Raw genomic sequence first — 20146 nt, 5'->3', positions numbered from 1 at the left:
CCCCCGGCCTGCGACCGGCCCTGCCCCTCACCGGCTCCCGCGTGCTCGCCGGACCCCCACCGAAACCGCCGCAACCACCCCCGGCACCCGACCCCGCCGACGACCCCCCACCCTTCTGACCCGACCCTCCACCTGCGGCGACCGCCCACGCCTGGTGCGAGGGCGGCCGCCGTCCGCGGGTCGAGGCCGCCTGCTCCGACGGACGCGGCGCGCAGGTCGCGGCTCGCGGCTCGGCACGGCGACACAAAGCCCGCCACCCACGGCCGCGGCTCGCGGCTCGCGCATCGCGCATCGCGGCTCGCGGCGACGGCCGCGACACACGGCCCCGGCCCGCGGCTCCCGGGGATCGAGTGAGCGCCGTCTCCACGCGGGCGGGAAGAAGGGGGCTTATCGTTGCGTAGTACAACTTGTGGCGGTGACAGCCAGCTCCCGCCCACTCCCAGTACACGCACCCGGCCGGCGGCCGTTCCCTGCGGAGGACCCTGCATGAGCACGACCCACCGGGCCGAGCGGACGGCGGCCGTCGACACGACGGCCATGACGAAGCGGGAGACGCTCGAGGCACTCAGCGGGCTGCTGCTCGCCCTGTTCGTCGGCCTGCTCAGCAGCACCATCGTGTCGAACGCGCTGCCGACGATCACCGCACGGCTGGAGGGCACCCAGTCCCAGTACACCTGGGTGGTCACCGCAGCCCTCCTCGCGGCCACGGCGTCCACGCCGATCTGGGGCAAGCTGGCCGACCTCTACAGCAAGAAGCTGCTGGTCCAGCTCGCCATCGTGGTGTTCACCATCGGCTCGGCGCTCTGCGGCCTCTCGCAGTCGATGGGCACGCTGATCGCCTTCCGCGTGGTGCAGGGGATCGGCATGGGCGGCCTGCAGTCCCTGGCCCAGGTCGTGATCGGGGCGATGATCCCGCCGCGGGAGCGGGGCAAGTACTCCGGCTACCTGGGCGCGGTCATGGCCGTGGCCACCGTCGGCGGCCCGCTGCTGGGCGGGGTCATCGTCGACACCTCCTGGCTGGGCTGGCGCTGGACCTTCTACGTCTGCGTGCCCCTCGCCCTCGTCGCCCTGGTCCTGCTGCAGAAGACGCTGCACCTGCCGACCCTGCGGCGGCACGTGAGCATCGACTGGGTCGGCGCGACACTGCTCACCGCCGCGGTCAGCGACCTGCTGATCTGGGTCACCTTCGCCGGCAACGAGTTCGAGTGGCTCTCCTGGCAGTCCGCGGCCATGGCCGGGGGCGGCGTGGTCGCCCTGCTGCTCGTGGTGTTCGTCGAGAGCCGGGTGCGCGAGCCCATCATCCCGCTGCCCATCCTGCGCGACCGGACCACCGCGCTGGCGATCATCGCCTCGATCGCGGTCGGCGTCGGGATGTTCGGTGCCTCGGTCTTCTTCGGCCAGTACTTCCAGATCGCCCGCGGCTGGTCCCCGACGAAGGCCGGCCTCGCGACCATCCCGATGATCGCAGCGCTCCTGCTCTCCTCGACCGTCTCCGGCCAGCTGATCACCCGCTTCGGGAAGTGGAAGCGGTACCTCGTGGCCGGCACGCTCCTTCTCGTCGGCGGCATGGGCCTGCTGGGCACGATCGACCACACCACGAGCTACACCCTGATGGCCGGGTACATGGCGCTGCTGGGCCTCGGCGTCGGCATGACGATGCAGAACCTCGTGCTGGCGGTGCAGAACACCGTCGACCTGCGCAGCATCGGCGCGGCGACGTCCGTGGTGACCTTCTTCCGCTCGATGGGCGGTGCCGCCGGGGTCTCGGTCCTGGGCTCCATCGCGGCGAACCGGGTCAGTGACCGGGTGGCCGAGGGGCTGGTGGCCATGGGCCTGCCGGCGCCGGAGGGCGGCGGCTCGGAGTCCCTGGACCTGGCCGGCCTGCCCGCTCCGGTCCAGGACCTGGTCCGCGGGGTCTACGGCGACGTCATCGGCGACGTCTTCGTCTTCGCGGCGGTCATCTCGGCCGTGGCGGTGCTGGCGGTCCTGTTCGTCCGGGAGGTGCCGCTGCGGCGCTCCAACAGCCCGGTCGAGGAGACGCCGGCCCCGACGCGGCCTGTGCCCGTCGCATCCGCCGCCCCGACGGGCGGGGGCCCGGCCGGGGACGCGGCCGGGACCGGTGCGGGGAACGGGCACGTCCTGGAGGGCCGGCTGGTGTTCGGGCGCGTCCTGCGCGGCGACGGCCAGCCGCTGGCCGGCGCGTCGGTCACCCTGACCGACGTCGCCGGGCGGCAGGTCGACCGCGCCAGCTCCGGCACGGACGGCGGGTACCGCCTGCGGCCCGCCGGCGCCGGCACCCACCTCCTCATCGCGTCGGCCCCGCACCTGACGCCCGACGCCGCGATGGTCGCCGTGGCGGAGTCCCCGGTGCACCGCGACGTCGTGCTGGCCGGGAGCGGAGCGCTGCGCGGAACGGTGTGCGACGGGCACGGCGCCTCCCTGCCGGCGGCCCTGGTCACGCTCACCGACGCCTCCGGCGAGGTGGTGGCGAGCACGGCAGCCGCCGACGACGGGTCCTTCGCCCTCGCCGAGCTGCTCCCCGGCAGCTACACGCTCACCGGCCGGGCGCCGGGCCACCAGCCGGTCGCCGTCCCCGTCGGGCTGGCCGACGGCGAGACCGCCGTGCGCGACCTCGTCCTCGTGGGTGGCGCCCGCGTCACCGGGGTGGTGCGCGCCGCCAGCGACCGGCGGCCGCTGCCCGAGGCGACGGTGACCCTCCTCGACGCCGACGGCAACGTGCTGGCCTCCACGTGCACCGGCGGGACGGGCCGGTACGAGTTCGACGACCTGCAGCCCGGCTCGTACACCCTCACCACCAGTGGCTTCGCCCCCGTGGCCGAGGCGCTGCGGGTGCCCGCCGGCACCGAGGTCGCCCACGACGTGACCCTCGGGTCGGCCCGCGGCTGATCCTCCACCGACCCGTCCGAGAGGAGGCCCCCATGGCGGACGTCGACGACGTCCTGCGGCGGGACCTCACGCACCTGGTGCTCGCCGACCTCCGTGCCGGTCGACCGCTGCGCCCGCCGGCGCAGGCCGCGCTGCGGATCCTCGCCGCCGAGCCCGCACCACCGGCCGCGGCAGCTCCGGTGCCGGCACCGGGCGTGGGGAGCGCCCGCCGGACGCCGCGCCGTGCGCTGGCCGCGGTGGCGGTGGGCGCCGGGGCGGCAGTGCTCGCCGCCGGGGTGCTGCTGGCCGGGGGCGGGAACGGCGAGCCGTCGGCGCAGCCGGACCGGGCGACGGTGGCGGCCGCCCCGTCGCTCGACGCAGGGACCACGCCGGCGACCACCCCGGCGCCCGGGACGCCCGGGGCCGCGCTCCCGCGGACGACCGCCGCCCCCGCAGGCACGATCGCCGCCCCGGCAGGGACGACCGGAGCGCCGGGGCCCCTGGCCACCGACCGCCCGACCACGGCCACCCAGCGCCCGCCCGCGGCGAGTTCCCGGCCGCCGGCCGGAGGGCTGTCACCGGCGGCAGGGGACACCGGGGTCCCGGCACCGGCGGCCGCCGGCTCCCCCGCCGACCCCGCCGGTCCGGTAGCCGGGACCGCGGCTCCGGCGACCGACCGACCGCGCCCCACGCAGACCGCCCCGGCTCGGGACGACCCGGTCCACAACACCCCGGCGGGGGCCAAGACCGGCGCACCCCGGCCCGGACCCACGACCCCGGCCCAGGCCACCACGACCCCGGCCCAGGCCACCCCGAGGGCCTCGACCACCACCTCCGCGGCGGACGACCCGACCCGGAGCTCCGGCCACCCGCGCCACCGGACGGAGCACGACCGTGGCTGAGGAGACCGCCCCGCGCGGATCGGCCTTCGAGCTGGGCACCGACGGTGCCCGCGTGGTGGTCGTCGGCTTCGACGGCTCCCCGACGTCGCTCCGGGCGGGCGCCTACGCCGCAGGACTGGCCCGCCGCGAGGGCGCCCGCCTCGTGGCGGTGCACGTCATGACGCCGCCGGTGCTCGCCCTGCTGGTGCCCGAGCAGCCCTGGCCGCTCGAGGAGGCCATGGCCGACCGCACCGCGCACCTGCGCGGCGAGGTGGAGGCCGGCGCCGCGCACGCGGGCGTCCCCGCCGAGTTCGTCGCCGTCCGCGGCGAGCCCTTCGCCGAGCTGGCCCGGACCGCCACGGAGCTGCGGGCCGACGTCGTCGTGGTCGGGGCCTCGACCCGGGCGGCCCACCGGCTGGCCGGCTCGGTAGGCAGCCGGCTGGTCCGCACCGGGCGCTGGCCCGTGGTCATCGTCCCGTGAGCACGTCGCTCCCCCTGCCGCCCCGGCCCGCGGCACCAGGTTCGGCTCGAGATGGATGACGGAACCGGTCCGGCCGACCTGCTGACGGCACAGGCCCTGCTCGTGGGCTACGGCGGGCACCCGGTGTGCGCGCAGGTGGACCTCCGGCTCCCCGCCGGCCGGGCGCTGGCCGTCGTCGGCCCGAACGGCTCGGGCAAGTCCACGCTGCTGCGCACGCTGGCGGGCCTGCTGCCGCCGCTCGCGGGGACCGTCGAGTTCGACGGCTCCCCCGTCGACGAGCGGCAGGCCGGCTTCCGCCGCGACGTGGCCGCGGTGCTCGACGACGACGCCTTCTTCCCTCGCTGACCTGCCGTGAGCACCTGCTGCTGACCGCGCGCGGGCACGGCGTGGTCGACACCGACGCCGTGGTGGCGGCCGAGGTCGAGGCGGTCGGGCTCCCCGAGCGGGCCGACGCGCTGCCCTCGGCCCTGTCCTCGGGCCAGCGCCGCCTGGCCCTGGCGGCGGCGTTCGTCCGCCCGGCCCGGCTCATGGTGCTCGACGAGCCCGAACGACGGCTCGACACGGGCATGCGGTCGCGGCTGGCCGACCGGCTCGCCGAGCGCCGGGACGCCGGCACCGCGGTGCTGTTCGCCAGCCACGACCCCGCCCTCGTCAGCGCCGTGGCCGACGAGGTGCTCGCGGTGGACGACGACGCCTGCCGGGTGCTGGACCCGGCCGGTGCGGCCGCCCTCATCGCGGGGCCCTGAGCGGTGACCACCACCGCACGGGTCGTGGCCGACCCGCGCGCCGAGCTGAGCGGGCCAGCAGTGCGCCGGCTGACCCGGCGAGCCACGGCCGCCCGGGCGGGCACCACGCTGTGGGCCCGGCCCGGGGACGTGGTCGGGACGCTCGCGTCGGTCGCGATCGGCGTGGCGGTCCTGGGCGGCAGCCTGGCGTCGTTGCGCGAGCGGGTCACCACGAGCGGTGTGCCGGTCACCGCAGCGACGCTGCCGGCGCACGTCACGGCCGCCACGGGGGTGGTCCTGACGGTCGCGGGGTCCCTCCTCGTCCTCGACCGGCTCGGCCCGGTGAGCAGCACCCCCGCTGCCGCCGCCTGGTGGCTGCCGCTGCCCGCCGGGCGGCGCGGCCTGCTCCTCGGGGACCTGACACGGACGACGGCCGGGGTCGCCGGAGCCGCCGTCCTGCTGGCCCTGCCGCTGGTGCTGGGCGCCGCGCCGAGCCCGACGCCGGGCTCGGTGCTGACCGGGTTGGGCTGGGCGGCCGCACTGGGCGCCGCGGCCGTCGGGGCGACGTCCTGGCTGCAGTCCCGGGGACGCGGCGGCCGCGTGGCGCCGGTGGCCGGCGCGGTCATGGTGGCCGTCGCCGTCCTCGCCGTGGCCGCGAGCAGCGTGGCCGCGACCGGAGGCAGCCCGCTGGACGTCCCCCGTCCCGGCAGCCCGCCGGCCCGGTCGGTCGGCCTGCCGGCCGCGGCGGCCACCGTCCTGCTCCCGCTCGCCGCGGCCGGGCTGGACCGGCTGGACGCCGGGCGGCTGCGGGCGAGCGGCGCCACGGCGCAGTCCGCCGGCGCCTCCGTCCTGTCCCTCGACACCCGGGACCTCGGCCGGGCGCTGTCCGTCGGGCACCGCACCCCGCGGCGCGGCCGGCGCTTCGCCCGGGTCCGGCGCCCGTGGCAGGCCGTGGTCGCGGTCGACCTCGCGGTGCTCGCCCGCGGCCGGTGGCAGGTCGGCCAGCTCGTGGTCGCCGTGGCGGTGCCGTCGTCGTGACGCGGACCGCCGGACTGGGCTCGCTCCCCCTGGCCGTGTGGGGCGGCTGCCTGCTCGGCTGGGCGCTCGCGGCGGTCGCCGCGGGCCGGCCGGGCCGCGAGGCGCAGGCGGCGCCCGAGCTGGACCGGCTGCTGCCGCTGTCCGGCGCCTCGGTCGTCGCCGCGCGGACGGTCGTCCCGGCGGTCGTCACCGCCGCCGTCTGCGGGCTGACCGGACTGCTGGTCGGGATCGGTACCGGCTCCGCTGCGGGGTGGGCCGTCCTGGGGCTGGCCGTGGCCCCCGCCTGGGCCGCCGCCGCGCTGCGGGCGGCCTACCGGCCGGAGCTGGACTGGTCGGGACCGGTCATGTCGACGCCGATGGGGACCGTGCCGGTGGGGGTCGGGGCGACGCTGGTGCAAGGGGTCGACGTCGCGGTCGTGGGCAGCCTGCCGCTCCTGGCCGCGCTGCTGGAGGCCGGCCCCACGCCGGTCCTTGTCCTCGTGCAGCTCGCCTGGTCGCTCGCCGTCGCCGCCGCGGCGCTGGTGCACCTGGCGCGGCGCCGCGCGCAGCCGGACTGACCGGGCTCAGGACCCGCCCAGGACGTCCTCGACGACGCCGGCGGCCCCGCCGCCCCGGCGCTCGGGCTCGGCGGCGGCGAGGAGCAGTCCGCCCGGGAGGAACTCGACGCCGGTCGCCGCGCCGATCTCGGGCACCTCGGTGAAGGTGTGCCCCAGCGCCTCCAGCGGCGCGCCGGACGCGGCGAGGAACGCGGGCTCGGCGTCCACCGCGGCACCGTTGCGGGAGCTGGCCCGCGGCGCGGCGATCGCCTCGGCCAGGTCCAGGCCGAGGTCCACGCGGCCGACCAGGGTCTGCAGGACGGTGGTGATGATCGTGGCCCCGCCCGGCGAGCCCAGCGCCATCAGCGGCTCGCCGTCCTGCAGCACGATGGTCGGCGCCATGCTGCTGCGCGGCCGCTTGCCCGGGCCGGGCAGGTTGGGCTCCGGCCGCGCCGGGTCCGACGGCGCGAAGGTGAAGTCGGTCAGCTCGTTGTTGAGCAGGAAGCCGCGGCCGGGCACCGTGATGCCGGTGCCGCCGGTCTGCTCGATGGTGAGCGTGTAGCTGGCCACGTTGCCCGCGGCGTCGGCGACCGTCAGGTGGGTGGTGGAGGGCCCCTCGGCGCCCGCCGGCACCGGCTCGCCCGCCGGCGCGGGACACGGGGCGTACTCGCCGTCCGGGCTGCCCGGCGCGACCGGCCGGGGCAGGGCCCGGCCGAGGTCGAGCAGGCAGGCCCGCTCGGCGGCGAAGCCCTCGGAGAGCAGCTCGTCCAGCGGCACCGGGACGGCGTCGGCGTCACCGACGAACGCGTTGCGGTCGGCGAAGGCCAGCGCCGAGGCCTCCAGGAAGGCGTGCAGCGCGGTCTCCCGAGGCAGTGAGCCGAGCGGGAGGTCCTCCAGCACGTTGAGCGCCTCCCCGACCGTGGACCCGCCGCTGGAGGGCGGGGCCATCCCGTAGACCGCCAGGCCGCGGTAGTCGACGCGGGTGGGCGCCCGCATCGGGGCGTCGTAGGCGGCGAGGTCGGCCGCCTCGAGCAGACCCGCGCGCACCGGCGTGGCGCCGGGGGCCTCCGGCGGGTCCTGCGCCGTCCGGACGACGTCGGCGGCCAGTTCCCCGGTGGCGAACAACGCCGCGCCGTCCGCGGCCAGCAGCCGGTAGGTGTCGGCGAGGTCGGGGTTGCGGAACACCGTGCCCACCTCCGGCAGGGCGCCGCCGGGGAGGAACAGCTCGGCGGTCGGCGCGAAGCGGCGGAACTTCTCCTCGTTGTCCGCGGTCTGCTGGCGGAAGGTCTCGTCGACGACGAAGCCGTCCTCGGCCAGCCCGATCGCGCCGTCGAGCGCCTCGGCGAGGTCCAGGGTGCCGAACTCGGCCAGCGCCCGCTCCCAGGTGAGCGGCGTCCCCGGCGTGCCGACCGACAGCCCGCTCTGCACCGCCTCCTGCAGGGGCAGCGGCTGCCCGGCCTCGTCCAGGAACGCGTCGGGGCCCATGGCGGCCGGCGCGGTCTCCCGGCCGTCGATGGAGGACACCGTCCCGGTCGCGGCGTCGAAGTAGACGAAGAACCCGCCCCCGCCCACACCCGCCGAGTACGGCTCGCTCACCCCCAGCGCGGCGGCGGCCGCCACCGCGGCGTCCGCGGCGTTGCCCCCGGCGGCCAGCACCTCGAGCCCGATCCGGGTGGCGTCGGGGTCGACCGTGGCCACCGCGCCGCCGGTCCCGATGGCCAGCGGCGCGCGCGCCGGGACCGGCGCGGCGTCGGCGGTCCCGGTGGGGCCGCCGGCGACCAGGACGCCGGAGGCGAGGAGGGGCAGGGCGACCAGCGTGGTCCGCCGATGCGGCATGGGGACTCCCCGGGGTCGAGGGCGTGCCGGTCCGCCCAGCCTGCGCCCCACCCGGCCGTTCCGCGCGCCGGGCCGCTCAGTGCTGGACGACCGCCCAGAGGACGCACAGGGCTAGCATCACCCAGCTGGTGATCCAGGCGGCGGTCGTGGTTCCCAGGGAGCGCATGTCAGACCATCCCGAAGTGTTCGCTGTGGACGCGGTCGGCGGGCACGTCGAGCTCGCCGAGCGAGGACCGGACGGCGTGCACCATCTCCTCGCGCGCGCAGATGAAGTACTGCAGGTTCCGATGGTGCTCCGGCAGGTGCCGGGCCAGCACCCGCGCGTCGATGCGCCCGCGCTCCCCCGGCCAGTGCTCCGAGGGGCGGCTGATGACGTGCACCACCGTCAGGTCGAGCCGGCCCTCGAGCCGCTGCAGCTGGCGGATGCCGGTGATCTGGTCCTCGGACCGGTTGCCGAGGAACAGCCAGACCGGCCGCCGGTCCCCCTGGTCGGCCAGGGTGGCCAGCATGCTCAGGAAGGGGGTCACCCCCACGCCGGCGGCCACGAAGACGAAGCCCATCCCCGGGTGCCGCTCGAGGGTGAACGACCCGTGCGGGCCGTCGACGTAGACGGTGTCCCCCACCCGCAGCCGGCGGATCGACCGGGTGAAGTCCCCGACCTGCTTGATCGTGAACTCCACCCGCGGCCGCAGCGCGCTCGAGGAGATCGAGAACGGGTGGTAGGTCGGCCGGAAGGGCATGCGCCCTGGCATGATCCAGGCGAACTGCCCCGCCTGGAAGCGGAAGCTGTGTCCACCGTGGCGGTGCGCGGGTTCCAGACCGACGGTCACGCTGCCACCGGGCTCCGGCCACAGCTCCACGACCCGCCACGGGCGCCGCCACAGCCGCAGCGGCTTGACCAGCCGGACCCACACCGCGAGCCACAGGAACGCCGCGGCGTACACGGTCCACGCCACCCGGACCCACGTCTCGCTGAAGTAGTAGTCCACGAGGAAGGCGTGGCCGAGGCCGGCGAGCACGATCGTCACGCCCAGGGCCGAGTGCAGCACGTGCCAGACCGGATAGCTCAGCCGCAGCGCGCGCCGCCAGATCGAGGTCCCCATCAGCAGGGCCAGGGCGGCCACCGACAGCCACGCGCACTGGGCCCGCAGCGGCGCGTGCACCACGTCGAGCAGCACGCGGTAGCGGTCGTCGACGAGGAACAGCAGCACCGGGTGCCCGAAGGCCGCGACGACGGCGAGGAAGGAGACCTGCCGGTGGTAGCGGAGGACCCAGTCGATCCCGAACGGTGCCGTGGGCCGGGAGAACCGGGCGGCGAGGGCGAACTGCAGGCCGAGGACCGACAGGGCGAGGAAGCCCAGCGCGACCGAGAGGTTCACCGCGAATCCGCGGCCCGGCCGGACCTCGGTGGAGCAGAGGGCCAGCGGAGCCACCGCGATGAGCACGTGGACGGCCAGCCAGGCAACCGCCCGGCCCTCGGCCGAGGGGGCGCGCCGGGAGCGCGGCACCCCCGGGACGACGGCGGCGTGCTCGGCGGTGACCCGCTCGAGGACCGCCGTCACCGACGGTCCTCTGCTCGCGCACGGCGGCGGTTCGTGGGGTGGTGCATGAGGTGCTCTCCCGTGCGTTCCCGCGCGGGCGCGCCCCGGGTCACCGACCGACCCGGGCGGCGGCGCGCGCCGCGGACACCGCCCCGCCGGGCGCTCCGGGGACGCGCTCCCGACGGCCGGCACACCGGCCGGAACCGCACACAGGGGGTGTTCGGGGAATGACGTTAGGTGAGCCCGACCCCGGGTCGTCAAGCCCGTCGCGACCCCGCCGCACAAGGTGCCTGGTCAGCCGCCGGAGTGCGTCGGGTCACAGCACCACCGGCCCGGCGTGCCGCACCGTCGGCGTGTCGCGGTCGGCGACGGCGGCGCGGCTGCCGTGGAGTCGACAGCCGGTTCGTCGACTCCTGCCAGCACCCGGGGCGCCGGCGACGTGCGGACGGCGCCGCACCGTGGTGCGCTGGGGCCGCTGTGCCCCCCGCGCGGCTCCTCCCCGCCGCGCGCGGCCGACCCGGGAAGGAGCCCAGGGATGAGCGGCAAGGAGATCTTCGTGGCCTTCGGCGTCGACGTCGACGCAGTGGGCGGCTGGCTGGGGTCCTACGGCGGCGCGGACTCCCCCGACGACATCTCCCGCGGGCTGTTCGCCGGGGAGGTCGGGGTGCCCCGGCTGCTGGACCTGTTCGCCCGCAACGGGCTCACCCAGACGTTCTTCTGGCCCGGGCACTCCATCGAGACCTTCCCCGAGCAGTTCGACGCCTGCGTCGCGGCCGGCTCCGAGATCGGCGTCCACGGCTACAGCCACGAGAACCCGATCGCGATGACCCGCGAGCAGGAGGAGGCCGTCCTCGACCGCTGCATCGACCTCATCGAGAAGCGGGCCGGACGGCGGCCCACCGGCTACGTCGCCCCGTGGTGGGAGTTCTCCCCGGTCACCAACGAGCTGCTGCTCGAGCGCGGCATCCGCTACGACCACTCGCTCATGCACCGGGACTTCGAGCCCTACCACGTCCGGGTCGGCGACCGCTGGACGAAGATCGACTACTCGGCCCCGGCCGACACGTGGATGCAGCCGCTGGTCCGCGGGCACGAGACCGACCTGGTGGAGATCCCGGCGAACTGGTACCTCGACGACCTGCCGCCGATGATGTTCGTCAAGTCCAGCCCGAACAGCCACGGCTTCGTCAACCCCCGCGACATCGAGCAGATGTGGACCGACCAGTTCGACTGGGTCCACCGGGAGTACGACTACGCCGTCTTCACGATGACCATCCACCCCGACGTCTCCGGCCGGCCCCAGGTGCTGCTGGCGCTGGAGAGGATCATCGATCACGTCAACCGGCACGACGGCGTCCGCTGGGCGACCTTCGACGAGATCGCCCTGGACTTCCAGCGCCGCTCCCCGCGGGCCTCCTGACCACCCTCCGGGGACGGCGAGCGCCCCGATCGGGATGATCGGCGGCATGCCCGACCCCTCGGTCCCCCTGGAGAAGCTGGGCTTCCTCACCATCGGCACGTTCGACGGCGCCGACCCGGGCCCCGGGCACGAGGCGACGCTGCGGGTGATCGAGCTCGGCGAGCGGCTGGGCCTCGACACCGCCTGGGTACGCAACCGGCACCTGCAGTACGGCATCTCCTCGCCGGTCGCCGTCCTGGCCGCCGCCACCCAGCGCACCCGGCGGATCGGGCTGGGCACCGCGGTGATCCCGCTGGGGTGGGAGAACCCGCTGCGGCTGGCCGAGGACCTCGCCACCGTCGACGTCCTCTCCGGGGGCCGGCTGCACCCCGGCGTGAGCGTCGGCCCGCCGATGCACTGGGACGACGTCCGGGACACGCTCTACCCGGACACCGCCGCCGCCGAGGACTTCTCCTACGAGCGGGTCTCCCGGCTGCTGCGGCTGGTCGCGGGCGAGCGGGCCAGCACCTTCTCCGGGCGCGAGGGCGTGGTCGAGGAGTTCTCCGCCCGGGTGCAGCCGCACTCCCCCGGGCTGCGCGCGCGGATGTGGTACGGCGGCGGCAGCCTGGCCTCGGCCCGCTGGGCCGGGGAGCAGGGGATGAACTTCCTGACCTCCAGCGTGGTCAAGGCCGAGGAGTCGGCAGACTTCGCCGCGATCCAGGCCGCGCACGTCCGCGCCTTCCGCGCCGCCAACCCCGGCGGGCGGGTCTCGCAGGGGCTGGTGGTCATCCCGACCGACAGCGCGACCGCCGCCCAGCGCGAGCGGTACGCCGAGTACGTGGCGGCCCGCACCCCGCGGACGGCGACCCCGCAGGGGCCGGCGCGGCTGCTGTTCGCCCGCGACCTGCTGGGCTCCTCCGAGCAGATCGCCGAGGCGCTGTACGCGCACGCCGGCTTCCGGGAGGTCAGCGAGGTGGTCTTCGCGCTGCCGTTCAGCTTCACCGACGAGGACTACGAGCAGATCCTCACCGACCTGGCCGCGCACCTGGGCCCGGCGCTTGGCTGGCGGCCGGCGACGCCCTAGTCGACGGGACCCGGGCCGGGGGCCACGGGTACGTCGAGCGCCACCTCGCCGGCCCGGTCGAAGGTGAAGGTCACCTGCACCGTGTCGGTGGGTGCGATCGACCCGGTCACGCCCTCCAGCTGCATCCGCACCGGGCCGGTGACCGCCTCGACCTGGCCTCCCGCCGGCAGCTCGACGCCGTCCGGGCTGGCCTGCCCGGACTCGTCGAGCAGCTGCACCGACTCCGCCGCCGGGGTGGTGACGCCGACGAGCCGGTCGGCCTCCTCGGCGTCGTTGGTGAGCACCCCCCGCAGCGGCACGGAGGCCCCCGCAGCGACGGTGTCCTCGGCGTCGAGGAAGACGTCGTCGAGCGAGACCTGGCCCACCGTGCTGTCGACACCGGCGACGTCCGGCGTCTCCTCCACGGTCTCGGCGTCGTTGCCCGCGTCGCAGCCGGCCACCGCCAGGACACCGGCGGCCCCCGCAGCCACCCAGCGGGCGCGGCGGGACGGGCGGGTGGGTCGGGGCTCTCGCACGGGGCTCTCCCTCCGCGGTCTCCGGCGGTCGACGGGACTGTCCCGCCGACGGCGCCCGGACGCCAGGGGCGGCGGTCCCTCGGTCAGCGGCCTCTGGCCCCGCTCCGGCCGGACCTGCACGATCGGGGGTCGGGCGCGGAGAGGGCGGGTGACGGCGTGGGCATCGAGGTGGAGCTCGTCCCGGTGCTGACCGGCCGCCGGGTCGTGGTCGCCTGGATGCTGGGCGCGTTCCTGATGACCTTCCTGGTCACGCGGTTCGTCACGAGGGCCATCCGGACCGGCCGTGGCCCGTTCCGCGACGCCAGCGTCGGTGGCGTCCACGTGCACCACGAGGTGTACGGCATCTTCCTGCTGCTGGGCACCGGCCTGGTCGAGCTCACCTACCGGCCCGACGGCGCGTGGCAGCACCTGCTCGCCGTCCTCTTCGGGATCGGCGCGGCGCTGACCCTCGACGAGTTCGCCCTGTGGCTGCACCTCGAGGACGTCTACTGGTCCCAGCAGGGGCGCAGCTCCATCGACGCGGTGCTCATCGCCGTGGTGGTGGGCCTGCTGCTGCTCGTCGGCGCGAACCCCTTCGACACCCAGGACGTCTCCGGCGAGCTGCCGATCGCGGTGACCGTCGTCCTGAACCTCGCCTTCGCCCTCGTCGCGATCCTCAAGGGCCGGACGGTGCTGGGCGTCGTGGGGGTCTTCGTGCCGGTCGTGGCCGCGGTGGCCGCGGTCCGGCTGGCACGCCCGCTCTCGTTCTGGGGTCGACGGTGGTACCCGGCCGGGTCGTCCCGGCGGCGGCGGGCGGAGGCCCGGTTCCCCCCGGGCCGGCGCACCCGCTGGGACGCGCTGGTCGACCTGTTCGCCGACGTGCCGCACGCGCAGGGGCACCGGGCCGTGGTCGGCGCGCCGCACGCGGAGCGATGAGCGCCCACCGAGCGCAGCGACCCACCGGGCTGCCGCGGGGGCCTTGCACCCCCGGTGCAGGCACGGCTCGCCTGTCTCCGGCCCGTCCCCATCATGGCCGCCATGGTTCCCGAGGCCGACGTCGCGGGCCGACGCGCCGACCAGCGGGCGCACCGCCTGGCGAAGCTCGAGGCGCTGCAGGCGCGGGGCGTGGCGGCCTACCCCTACCGCTATCCCACCGACGCCACCGTCGCGGACATCCGTGCGGCCCACCCCGGCCTCGGCCCCGACGTGCGGACGACCGACCGCGTGCGGATCGCCGGCCGGGTGGAGCTGATCCGCCGCCAGGGCTTCCTGACCTTCGCCACGCTGCGCGACCGCACCGGCGCCGTCCAGCTCTTCGTCGACAGCTCCGTGCTCGGCGCCGCCCGCCACGCCGAGTTCGACGACGTCGACCGCGGCGACTGGGTCGGCGCCGAGGGCACGGTGATGACCACCCGTCGCGGCGAGCTGTCGGTGTGCGTGGAGGACTTCGCCGTCCTCGGCAAGGCGCTGCTCGAGCCGCCCGACAAGCACCGCGGCCTGCCCGACGTCGAGACCCGCTACCGGCAGCGCTACGCCGACCTGGAGGTCAACGAGCGGACCCGGGAGGTCTTCCGGATCCGGCACACCGCGGTGCGGGCCATCCGCCGGCACCTGGAGGACCGCGGCTTCACCGAGGTCGAGGGGCCGGTGCTGCAGACCATCCAGGGCGGGGCCAGCGCGCGGCCCTTCGTCACCCACCACAACGCGCTCGACCTGGACCTGTACCTGCGGATCGCGCTCGAGCTGCACCTCAAGCGGCTGATCGTGGGCGGGCTGGAGCGGGTGTTCGAGATCGGCCGGGTGTTCCGCAACGAGGGCATCGACACCCGGCACAACCCCGAGTTCACGATGCTGGAGGCCTACGAGGCCTTCGCCGACTACACCGACATGATGGACCTGACCGAGGGCCTGGTCACCGCCGCGGCGCGGGCGGCGCTCGGGGACCGGCTCACCGTGCACCACGGCGGGCACGCCATCGACCTGGCCGCGACGCCGTGGCCGCGCACGCGCTTCGCGGACATGATCGCCGAGGCCACCGGCGCGACCATGCACCCGGACATGCCGGTCGCCGAGGCCCGGGCGGTGCTCGACCGGCTGGGGATCCCCTACGAGGCCGGCTGGGGCTCCGGGCGGCTGATGAAGGAGGTCTACGACGAGCGGGTCCAGCACTCGGTCGTCGGGCCGGTGTTCTGCGTGGACCACCCGCGCGAGGTGTCCCCGCTGGCCCGGGTGCACCGCGACGACCCCGCCTACGTCGAGCGCTTCGAGCTGATCGTCGCCGGCTTCGAGCTGTGCAACGCCTACTCGGAGCAGAACGACCCGGTCGCGCAGCTGGCCGCCTTCGAGGCCGAGGCCCGCGCCAAGGCCCACGGCGACCCCGAGGCCGGCGACGTCGACCTGGACTACGTGCGCGCGCTGGAGCGCGGGATGCCGTGCACCGGCGGGCTGGGCATCGGCATCGACCGGCTGGTCATGCTGCTGGCCAGCGTCGACTCCATCCGCGAGGTCATCCTGTTCCCGACCCTGCGACCGGAGACCCCCGCGCTCCCCGGCACCGGCCCCGGCGGCGCCGTCCGCCCGCTGGTGGCGCCCACGCCGATCCCCGCCGGCAGCGTGGCCGGGACCGGCACCCCCGTCCCCGACGACGGCGGCTCGGTCGTCGCGCTGCCCCGCATGGCGCCCTCGACCGGCCCGGTCCCGGCACCTCCCCCGGCGGCGGGCAGGCACCCGCTGGCCGTGCGGGGTGCTGCCGCGCTGACCGCGCTCAGCGGCGTCCTGCAGCTGCTGAGCGCGCTGCCGGTGGTGCACGACCGGCTGGGCCTGCCGGCGGCGGTCGGCCCGCTGTGGGTCCCGGTGACCGGCTGGGTCGGGTCGGTGGTGGTGGGGCTGCTGCTCCTGCTGCTGGCCGGCCAGCTCGCCCGCCGCAAGGTGCTGGCCTGGCGGCTGGCGGTCGTGCTGTTCGCCCTGGGGGCGGTGCTGCACGTGGTCAAGGGGCCGCACCCGGTGGCCGTGGCGATCTGCGTCGTCGGGCTGGGGGTGCTGGTCCGGTACCGGTCGGCGTTCCGCGCGCCGGCCGACCCGCCCTCGCTGCTGCGGCTGGCGCGCGTCGTCCCCCTGTACCTGGCAGCCGTGCTGCTGTTCGGGCTGGCCGCGCTCTGGGCCGAGCGCTCCCACATCGAGCCCGGACTCACCGTCGGCGGCGCACTGGAGACCGTCCTCGGCGGCCTGGTGGGGCTCGACGGGCCGTACACGTACTCGTCGCGCTCCTTCGCGGTCGCCTTCCCCGCCGCCCTCCTCGCGCTGGGCGTCACCGGGCTGGTCGTGCTCGCCGTGCTCCTCTTCCGGCCCCTGGTCGCCCGGCGTCCGCACACGGAGGACGACTGGGCCCACGCCGAGCGCCTGGTGCACACCTACGGCTGGGACACGCTGGCCTACTTCGCGCTGCGCGACGACAAGAGCTTCTTCTTCTCCGGCGACGGCGAGGCCTTCCTCGCCTACACCTACCTCGACGGCTACGCGCTGGTCTCCGGCGACCCGGTCGGCGCGCGGGAGTCGGTGGTGCGGGTCCTCGACGAGTTCCTCGCGATGTGCGACGAGCGCGCCTGGACCCCAGCCCTCCTCGCGGTGCGGGAGGCGAGCATGCCGCTGTACTCCTCGCGCGGCTTCACCGCGTTCTACCTCGGCGACGAGGCGATCATCGACTGCCGCCGGTTCACCCTGGAGGGCCCGGCGAAGAAGGGCCTGCGCGCCGCCGTCCGCCGAGTGGGGCGCACGCACCGCTTCCGGCTGCTCGCCGAGTCCGACGCGCCACCGGCCCTGGTCGACCAGCTCAACGCCATCAGCGCGCGCTGGCGCGGCAAGCACCCCGAGCGCGGTTTCACCATGGCGCTGTCCCAGGACGTCCGCGGCGCCGGCGCCAACCCGGAGTTCCTGCTCTGCGTCGCGCTGGACGCCGACGGCCGGCCCGGCGGCTTCCTGCGCCTGGTGCCCGCCTACGGCCCCTCGTTCGGCTACACGCTGGACCTGATGCGCCACGACCCCGACGCACCCAACGGGATGACCGAGTTCCTCATCGCGTCCGCCGCGAGCGCGCTGGGCGCCCGCGGCGTGGCCCGGCTGTCGATGAACTTCGCGATGTGGGGGCGGCTGTTCGCCGACGACGTCCCCTTCACCCCGGCGCAGCGCGCGGCCCGCTGGGCGGTCGGCCTGCTCAACCCGTTCTTCCAGATCCGCTCGCTGCGCGACTTCAACGCCCGGTTCGACCCCGAGTGGCTGCCGCGCGTGCTGGCCTACCGGCGCCGGTCCGACCTGCCCCGGGTGGGGCTGCGCTACGCCGGGGCGGAGGGGTTCCTGGCCCTGCCGGGCATCGGCGAGCTGCTGGTGCCCAAGGCGGTCGGGGGCGTCCCCTCCCCGTCGGCGCCGGAGGAACGGGCCGCGGCGTGAGGGAGGCGGGGCGGGCGGCCCTGGCCAGAGCCGTCGTCCTCGCCGCGCTGCTCGCCGTCCTCGGCCTCACACAGTGGGCCGGCCGGGAACGGGCACCGTTCGGGGACGCGGGCTTCCCGGAGGTGGAGGACGCCGTCGCCGGGGTGGGCCTGCAGGTCTGCGCGGTCGCCGACGAGCCCGACGGGCTGGCGGTCGGGGCGGTGGCCAGCCGCGCCTACGAGGTCGCGGTCGACTGCGGGGACGGCGCGGTCACCGTCGTGGTCGACCGGTTCGCCACGGCCGCCGACCGGGACGCCGCCGCCCGCCGCTTCGAGTCGCTGGTCCGCCCCCGGGGCAGCGGAGCGGTCACCACCCTCGGCAGCGCGACGGTGTTCCTCTGCGGCGGGGCCGACCCCGAGGCCGCCGGCCGGCTCGAGGCCGCGCTGCGCGCCGCCGGTGCGCGGTGACCGGCCCGGCGCGGACCGCCCGGCTGGGGGTCCTGGCGCTGGCGATGGTCAACGTCGCCTCGATCGTCAGCGCCCGCAACCTGCCGGTCATGGCCGAGTACGGCTGGTCGATGCTGGTGCTGTTCGCGCTGTCCATCGTGGTCTTCCTGGTGCCGATCTCCATGGCGGCGGCCGAGCTCGGCACCGCCTGGCCGCGGGACGGCGGGGTGTACGCCTGGGTGAAGGAGGCCTTCGGCGGGCGCACCGGAGCGCTGGCGGTGTGGTGCGACTACGCCGAGAACGTCGCCTGGTTCCCCACCGTGCTGTCGTTCATCGCGGCGTCCCTGGCCTATGCGATCGACCCCGCGCTGGCCAACGACAAGCTCTTCCTCGTCACGGTCATGCTGGTGTTCTTCTGGGGCACCACGGCGGCCGCGCTGCGCGGCGTGCGGACGTCGTCGCTGATCGGCTCGATCGGCACGGTGGCGGGTTCGATCCTGCCGGCGCTGCTGGTCGTCGTCCTCGGCGCGGCGTTCCTGCTGCGGGGTGACCCGTCGCAGATCCCGTTCTCCGCCGGCGCGCTGGTCCCCGACGTGCACCTGGACGACGTGGCCTTCCTCGGCGGCATCATCCTGCTGTTCACCGGCATGGAGATGGCCGGCTTCCACGCCCGGGAGACGCGCGACCCCGGCCGGACCGTGCCCCGCGCGATCGCGCTGGCCGTGGCGATCACGGTCGCGTTCTCCGTGCTCGGCTCGCTGTTCCTGGCCTTCGTGCTGCCGCGGCACGAGATCAGCCTGGTCTCGGGGACCATGGAGCTGTTCTCCAGCGTCCTCGACACCCTCTCCATGGGCTGGCTGCTGGCCCCGCTGGCGGTCGTGGTGGCGCTCGGCGGCGTCGCACACCTGACGCCGTGGGTGCTCGGTCCGGCCACGGGTGTCGCCGCCGTCGCGCGGGAGGGGCTCGCCCCGGAGCGGCTGGGCCGGGCCAACCGCCACGACGTCCCGGTCGGGTTGCTGCTCGTGCAGGGCGTCGCCGGCTCGCTGTTCGCCCTGCTGTTCGTGTTCGTGCCCAGCGTGAGCACGTCGTACTGGATGCTCTCGGCGGTCACCGCGCAGGTCATCGTGGTGATGTACGCGCTGGTGTTCGCCTCGGTGATCCGGCTGCGGCACACCCGGCCCGACGTCCCCCGGCCCTACCGGATCCCCGGCGGGCTGCCGGGCGTCTGGCTGGTCGGCGGGGTGGGGCTGGCCGGCTGCGCGGTGTCGTTCCTGCTCGGGTTCGTGCCGCCCAGCCAGCTGCAGACCGGCGACCCGGTCGTCTACGTGCTGCTGCTGGCGCTGGCCACGGTGGTGCTGTCCCTGCCGCCGTTCGTGTTCGCCCTGCTCTCCCGGCGCCGCGCCGCCCGGGAGCCGGTCCCCGCGCCGGCGGGCTGACCGCTCATCCCGCGACCTCGGCCGGTGTCCCGGACCGGGCCGACGAGCGCGCGAGCGCCGCGGTGCTCACCACCAGGACGACCACCAGCACCGCGATGAGCGCCCACTCGGCCCCGTCCGCCTGCAGCCGCTCCCCCAGCACGACCACGCCGAGCACCCCGGCCACCAGCGGCTCGCCGACGGTCACCGCCGGCAGCGAGGCCCCCAGCGCGCCGGCCTGGAAGGCCGACTGCTGCGCCAGCGTGCCCCCGGCCAGGGTCCCGGCGAGCAGGTAGGTCTCCCAGCTGCCGAGCAGGGCACCGATGCCGTCGTCGAGCAGGCTGACGACGCCCTTGGTCAGCACCGCCGCGACGCCGTAGGCCACGCCCGCGGTCACCGCCAGCAGGAGCGCCCGGGTCGTCCCCCGGCGGACCGCCGCACCCACCAGGCAGCCGGCGACCAGGAGGGCGAGCACGGCCCCGGTCGGCAGCCACGGCCGCCAACCGGCGCGGTCGGTACCGGCGGTCGGCTCGCCGGCCACGACGAAGACGGCCAGCGCGAGCACCAGCAGGGCCGCCCAGGTCCAGTCCGACCGGCTCAGCCGGCGGCCGGCCCACCGGGCGCCGAGCGGGAGGGCGAACAGCACGGTGGTGACCAGCAGCGGCTGCACCAGCAGCAGCGACCCGAGCCCGAGCGCCGCAGCCTGGGCGGCGTACCCGGCGGTGTCGCTGAGCGTCCCGCCCCACCACTGGGGACGGCGGACCAGGGAGCGCACCAGCAGCAGGCCGCGGGCCTCGTCGTCGGGGACCTCCGCCGCCGACTGCTGCTGCACGACCGAGGCGAGGGCGAACAGGACGGCCGCCACCAGCGCGAGCACCCCGGCCAGGCCGTCCACCGCGCCATGATGCTCGCGACGTCCCGGCCGGGGGACCCCACCTGCCCGGGGACCCACCGCCGTCGGG

16 protein-coding genes and 1 pseudogene are annotated in these 20146 nt (G+C 76.1%); 13 read left to right on the top strand and 4 right to left on the bottom strand.

Going from position 1 to position 20146, the window contains the following annotated elements; all coding sequences use genetic code 11:
• The first annotated feature begins 486 nt into the window (after positions 1 to 486).
• The 7 genes and pseudogenes from ACI79C_RS18865 to ACI79C_RS18835 all read left to right on the top strand — a co-directional run bounded on the left by ACI79C_RS18865 (position 487) and on the right by ACI79C_RS18835 (position 6568).
• Positions 487 to 2907: an MFS transporter gene (locus ACI79C_RS18865; RefSeq protein WP_456947216.1), complete on the top strand. Its 2421-nt coding sequence runs from the start codon at positions 487 to 489 to the stop codon at positions 2905 to 2907.
• A gap of 32 nt (positions 2908 to 2939) precedes the next feature.
• On the top strand, positions 2940 to 3788 hold the full coding sequence (locus ACI79C_RS18860) for a hypothetical protein (protein WP_456947215.1): 849 nt from the start codon (positions 2940 to 2942) through the stop codon (positions 3786 to 3788).
• Positions 3781 to 4248: a universal stress protein gene (locus ACI79C_RS18855; RefSeq protein WP_456947214.1), complete on the top strand. Its 468-nt coding sequence runs from the start codon at positions 3781 to 3783 to the stop codon at positions 4246 to 4248. The genes ACI79C_RS18860 and ACI79C_RS18855 overlap by 8 nt, the downstream gene beginning before the upstream one ends.
• A gap of 51 nt (positions 4249 to 4299) precedes the next feature.
• Positions 4300 to 4733, top strand: a pseudogene (locus ACI79C_RS18850) (ABC transporter ATP-binding protein); the annotation flags it as partial.
• Positions 4716 to 4994, top strand: coding sequence for an AAA family ATPase (locus ACI79C_RS18845; RefSeq protein WP_456947218.1), 279 nt, complete (start codon positions 4716 to 4718; stop codon positions 4992 to 4994). The pseudogene ACI79C_RS18850 and the gene ACI79C_RS18845, both read left to right, overlap by 18 nt.
• A 3-nt stretch (positions 4995 to 4997) precedes the next feature.
• Positions 4998 to 6011, top strand: a complete 1014-nt coding sequence (locus ACI79C_RS18840; protein ID WP_456947213.1) for a DUF6297 family protein — start codon at positions 4998 to 5000, stop codon at positions 6009 to 6011.
• Positions 6008 to 6568: a hypothetical protein gene (locus tag ACI79C_RS18835; protein ID WP_456947212.1), complete on the top strand. Its 561-nt coding sequence runs from the start codon at positions 6008 to 6010 to the stop codon at positions 6566 to 6568. Before ACI79C_RS18840 ends, ACI79C_RS18835 begins: the two co-directional genes overlap by 4 nt.
• Positions 6569 to 6574: 6 nt before the next feature.
• Here the strand turns inward: ACI79C_RS18835 and ggt are convergent, their stop codons facing one another.
• Positions 6575 to 8383, bottom strand: coding sequence for a gamma-glutamyltransferase (ggt, locus tag ACI79C_RS18830; RefSeq protein WP_456947211.1), 1809 nt, complete (start codon positions 8381 to 8383; stop codon positions 6575 to 6577).
• A 167-nt stretch (positions 8384 to 8550) separates the two neighbouring features.
• A complete protein-coding gene (locus ACI79C_RS18825; protein ID WP_456947210.1) occupies positions 8551 to 9945 on the bottom strand; it encodes a ferredoxin reductase family protein in 1395 nt (464 codons plus the stop codon).
• 514 nt (positions 9946 to 10459) lie between these two features.
• On the opposite strand from ACI79C_RS18825, the gene ACI79C_RS18820 reads away from it, so the two are divergent.
• Together ACI79C_RS18820 and ACI79C_RS18815 are read left to right on the top strand one after the other, a co-directional pair.
• Complete coding sequence (locus ACI79C_RS18820; RefSeq protein WP_456947209.1) at positions 10460 to 11344, top strand: polysaccharide deacetylase family protein; 885 nt, start codon at positions 10460 to 10462, stop codon at positions 11342 to 11344.
• A gap of 46 nt (positions 11345 to 11390) precedes the next feature.
• Positions 11391 to 12407, top strand: coding sequence for an LLM class flavin-dependent oxidoreductase (locus ACI79C_RS18815; protein ID WP_456947208.1), 1017 nt, complete (start codon positions 11391 to 11393; stop codon positions 12405 to 12407).
• Here ACI79C_RS18815 and ACI79C_RS18810 read toward each other — a convergent pair.
• On the bottom strand, positions 12404 to 12922 hold the full coding sequence (locus ACI79C_RS18810; RefSeq protein WP_456947207.1) for a copper chaperone PCu(A)C: 519 nt from the start codon (positions 12920 to 12922) through the stop codon (positions 12404 to 12406). The two genes, ACI79C_RS18815 and ACI79C_RS18810, sit on opposite strands and share 4 nt — an antisense overlap.
• Before the next feature lie 156 nt (positions 12923 to 13078).
• Here ACI79C_RS18810 and ACI79C_RS18805 point away from each other — a divergent pair, with 156 nt between their 5' ends.
• From ACI79C_RS18805 to ACI79C_RS18790, 4 genes are all read left to right on the top strand, one after another.
• Entirely contained in the window at positions 13079 to 13837 is a 759-nt protein-coding gene (locus ACI79C_RS18805; RefSeq protein WP_456947206.1) for a hypothetical protein, read from the top strand.
• Between the two features lie 93 nt (positions 13838 to 13930).
• Complete coding sequence (lysS, locus tag ACI79C_RS18800; RefSeq protein WP_456947205.1) at positions 13931 to 17344, top strand: lysine--tRNA ligase; 3414 nt, start codon at positions 13931 to 13933, stop codon at positions 17342 to 17344.
• Entirely contained in the window at positions 17341 to 17790 is a 450-nt protein-coding gene (locus ACI79C_RS18795; RefSeq protein ID WP_456947204.1) for a hypothetical protein, read from the top strand. Before lysS ends, ACI79C_RS18795 begins: the two co-directional genes overlap by 4 nt.
• Positions 17787 to 19205: an amino acid permease gene (locus ACI79C_RS18790; protein WP_456947203.1), complete on the top strand. Its 1419-nt coding sequence runs from the start codon at positions 17787 to 17789 to the stop codon at positions 19203 to 19205. Before ACI79C_RS18795 ends, ACI79C_RS18790 begins: the two co-directional genes overlap by 4 nt.
• A gap of 4 nt (positions 19206 to 19209) precedes the next feature.
• Here ACI79C_RS18790 and ACI79C_RS18785 read toward each other — a convergent pair whose 3' ends face one another.
• The gene (locus tag ACI79C_RS18785) at positions 19210 to 20079 is read right to left on the bottom strand and encodes a DMT family transporter (RefSeq protein WP_456947202.1); all 870 of its coding nucleotides are present in this window, start codon (positions 20077 to 20079) and stop codon (positions 19210 to 19212) included.
• Between the last annotated feature and the right edge of the window lie 67 nt (positions 20080 to 20146).

This window comes from Geodermatophilus sp. SYSU D00697, from assembly GCF_054050175.1.
The sequence above is the reverse complement of the archived record's forward strand: the minus strand, read 5'-3'. Positions and strand labels throughout refer to the sequence as shown.

Excerpts from the sequence above, each read along its gene's own strand:
- ACI79C_RS18865 (WP_456947216.1), top strand. The coding sequence starts at position 487 with ATGAGCACGACCCACCGGGCCGAGCGGACGGCGGCCGTCGACACGACG.
- ACI79C_RS18860 (WP_456947215.1), top strand. The coding sequence starts at position 2,940 with ATGGCGGACGTCGACGACGTCCTGCGGCGGGACCTCACGCACCTGGTG.
- ggt (WP_456947211.1), bottom strand. The coding sequence starts at position 8,383 with ATGCCGCATCGGCGGACCACGCTGGTCGCCCTGCCCCTCCTCGCCTCC.
- ACI79C_RS18820 (WP_456947209.1), top strand. The coding sequence starts at position 10,460 with ATGAGCGGCAAGGAGATCTTCGTGGCCTTCGGCGTCGACGTCGACGCA.
- ACI79C_RS18815 (WP_456947208.1), top strand. The coding sequence starts at position 11,391 with ATGCCCGACCCCTCGGTCCCCCTGGAGAAGCTGGGCTTCCTCACCATC.
- lysS (WP_456947205.1), top strand. The coding sequence starts at position 13,931 with ATGGCCGCCATGGTTCCCGAGGCCGACGTCGCGGGCCGACGCGCCGAC.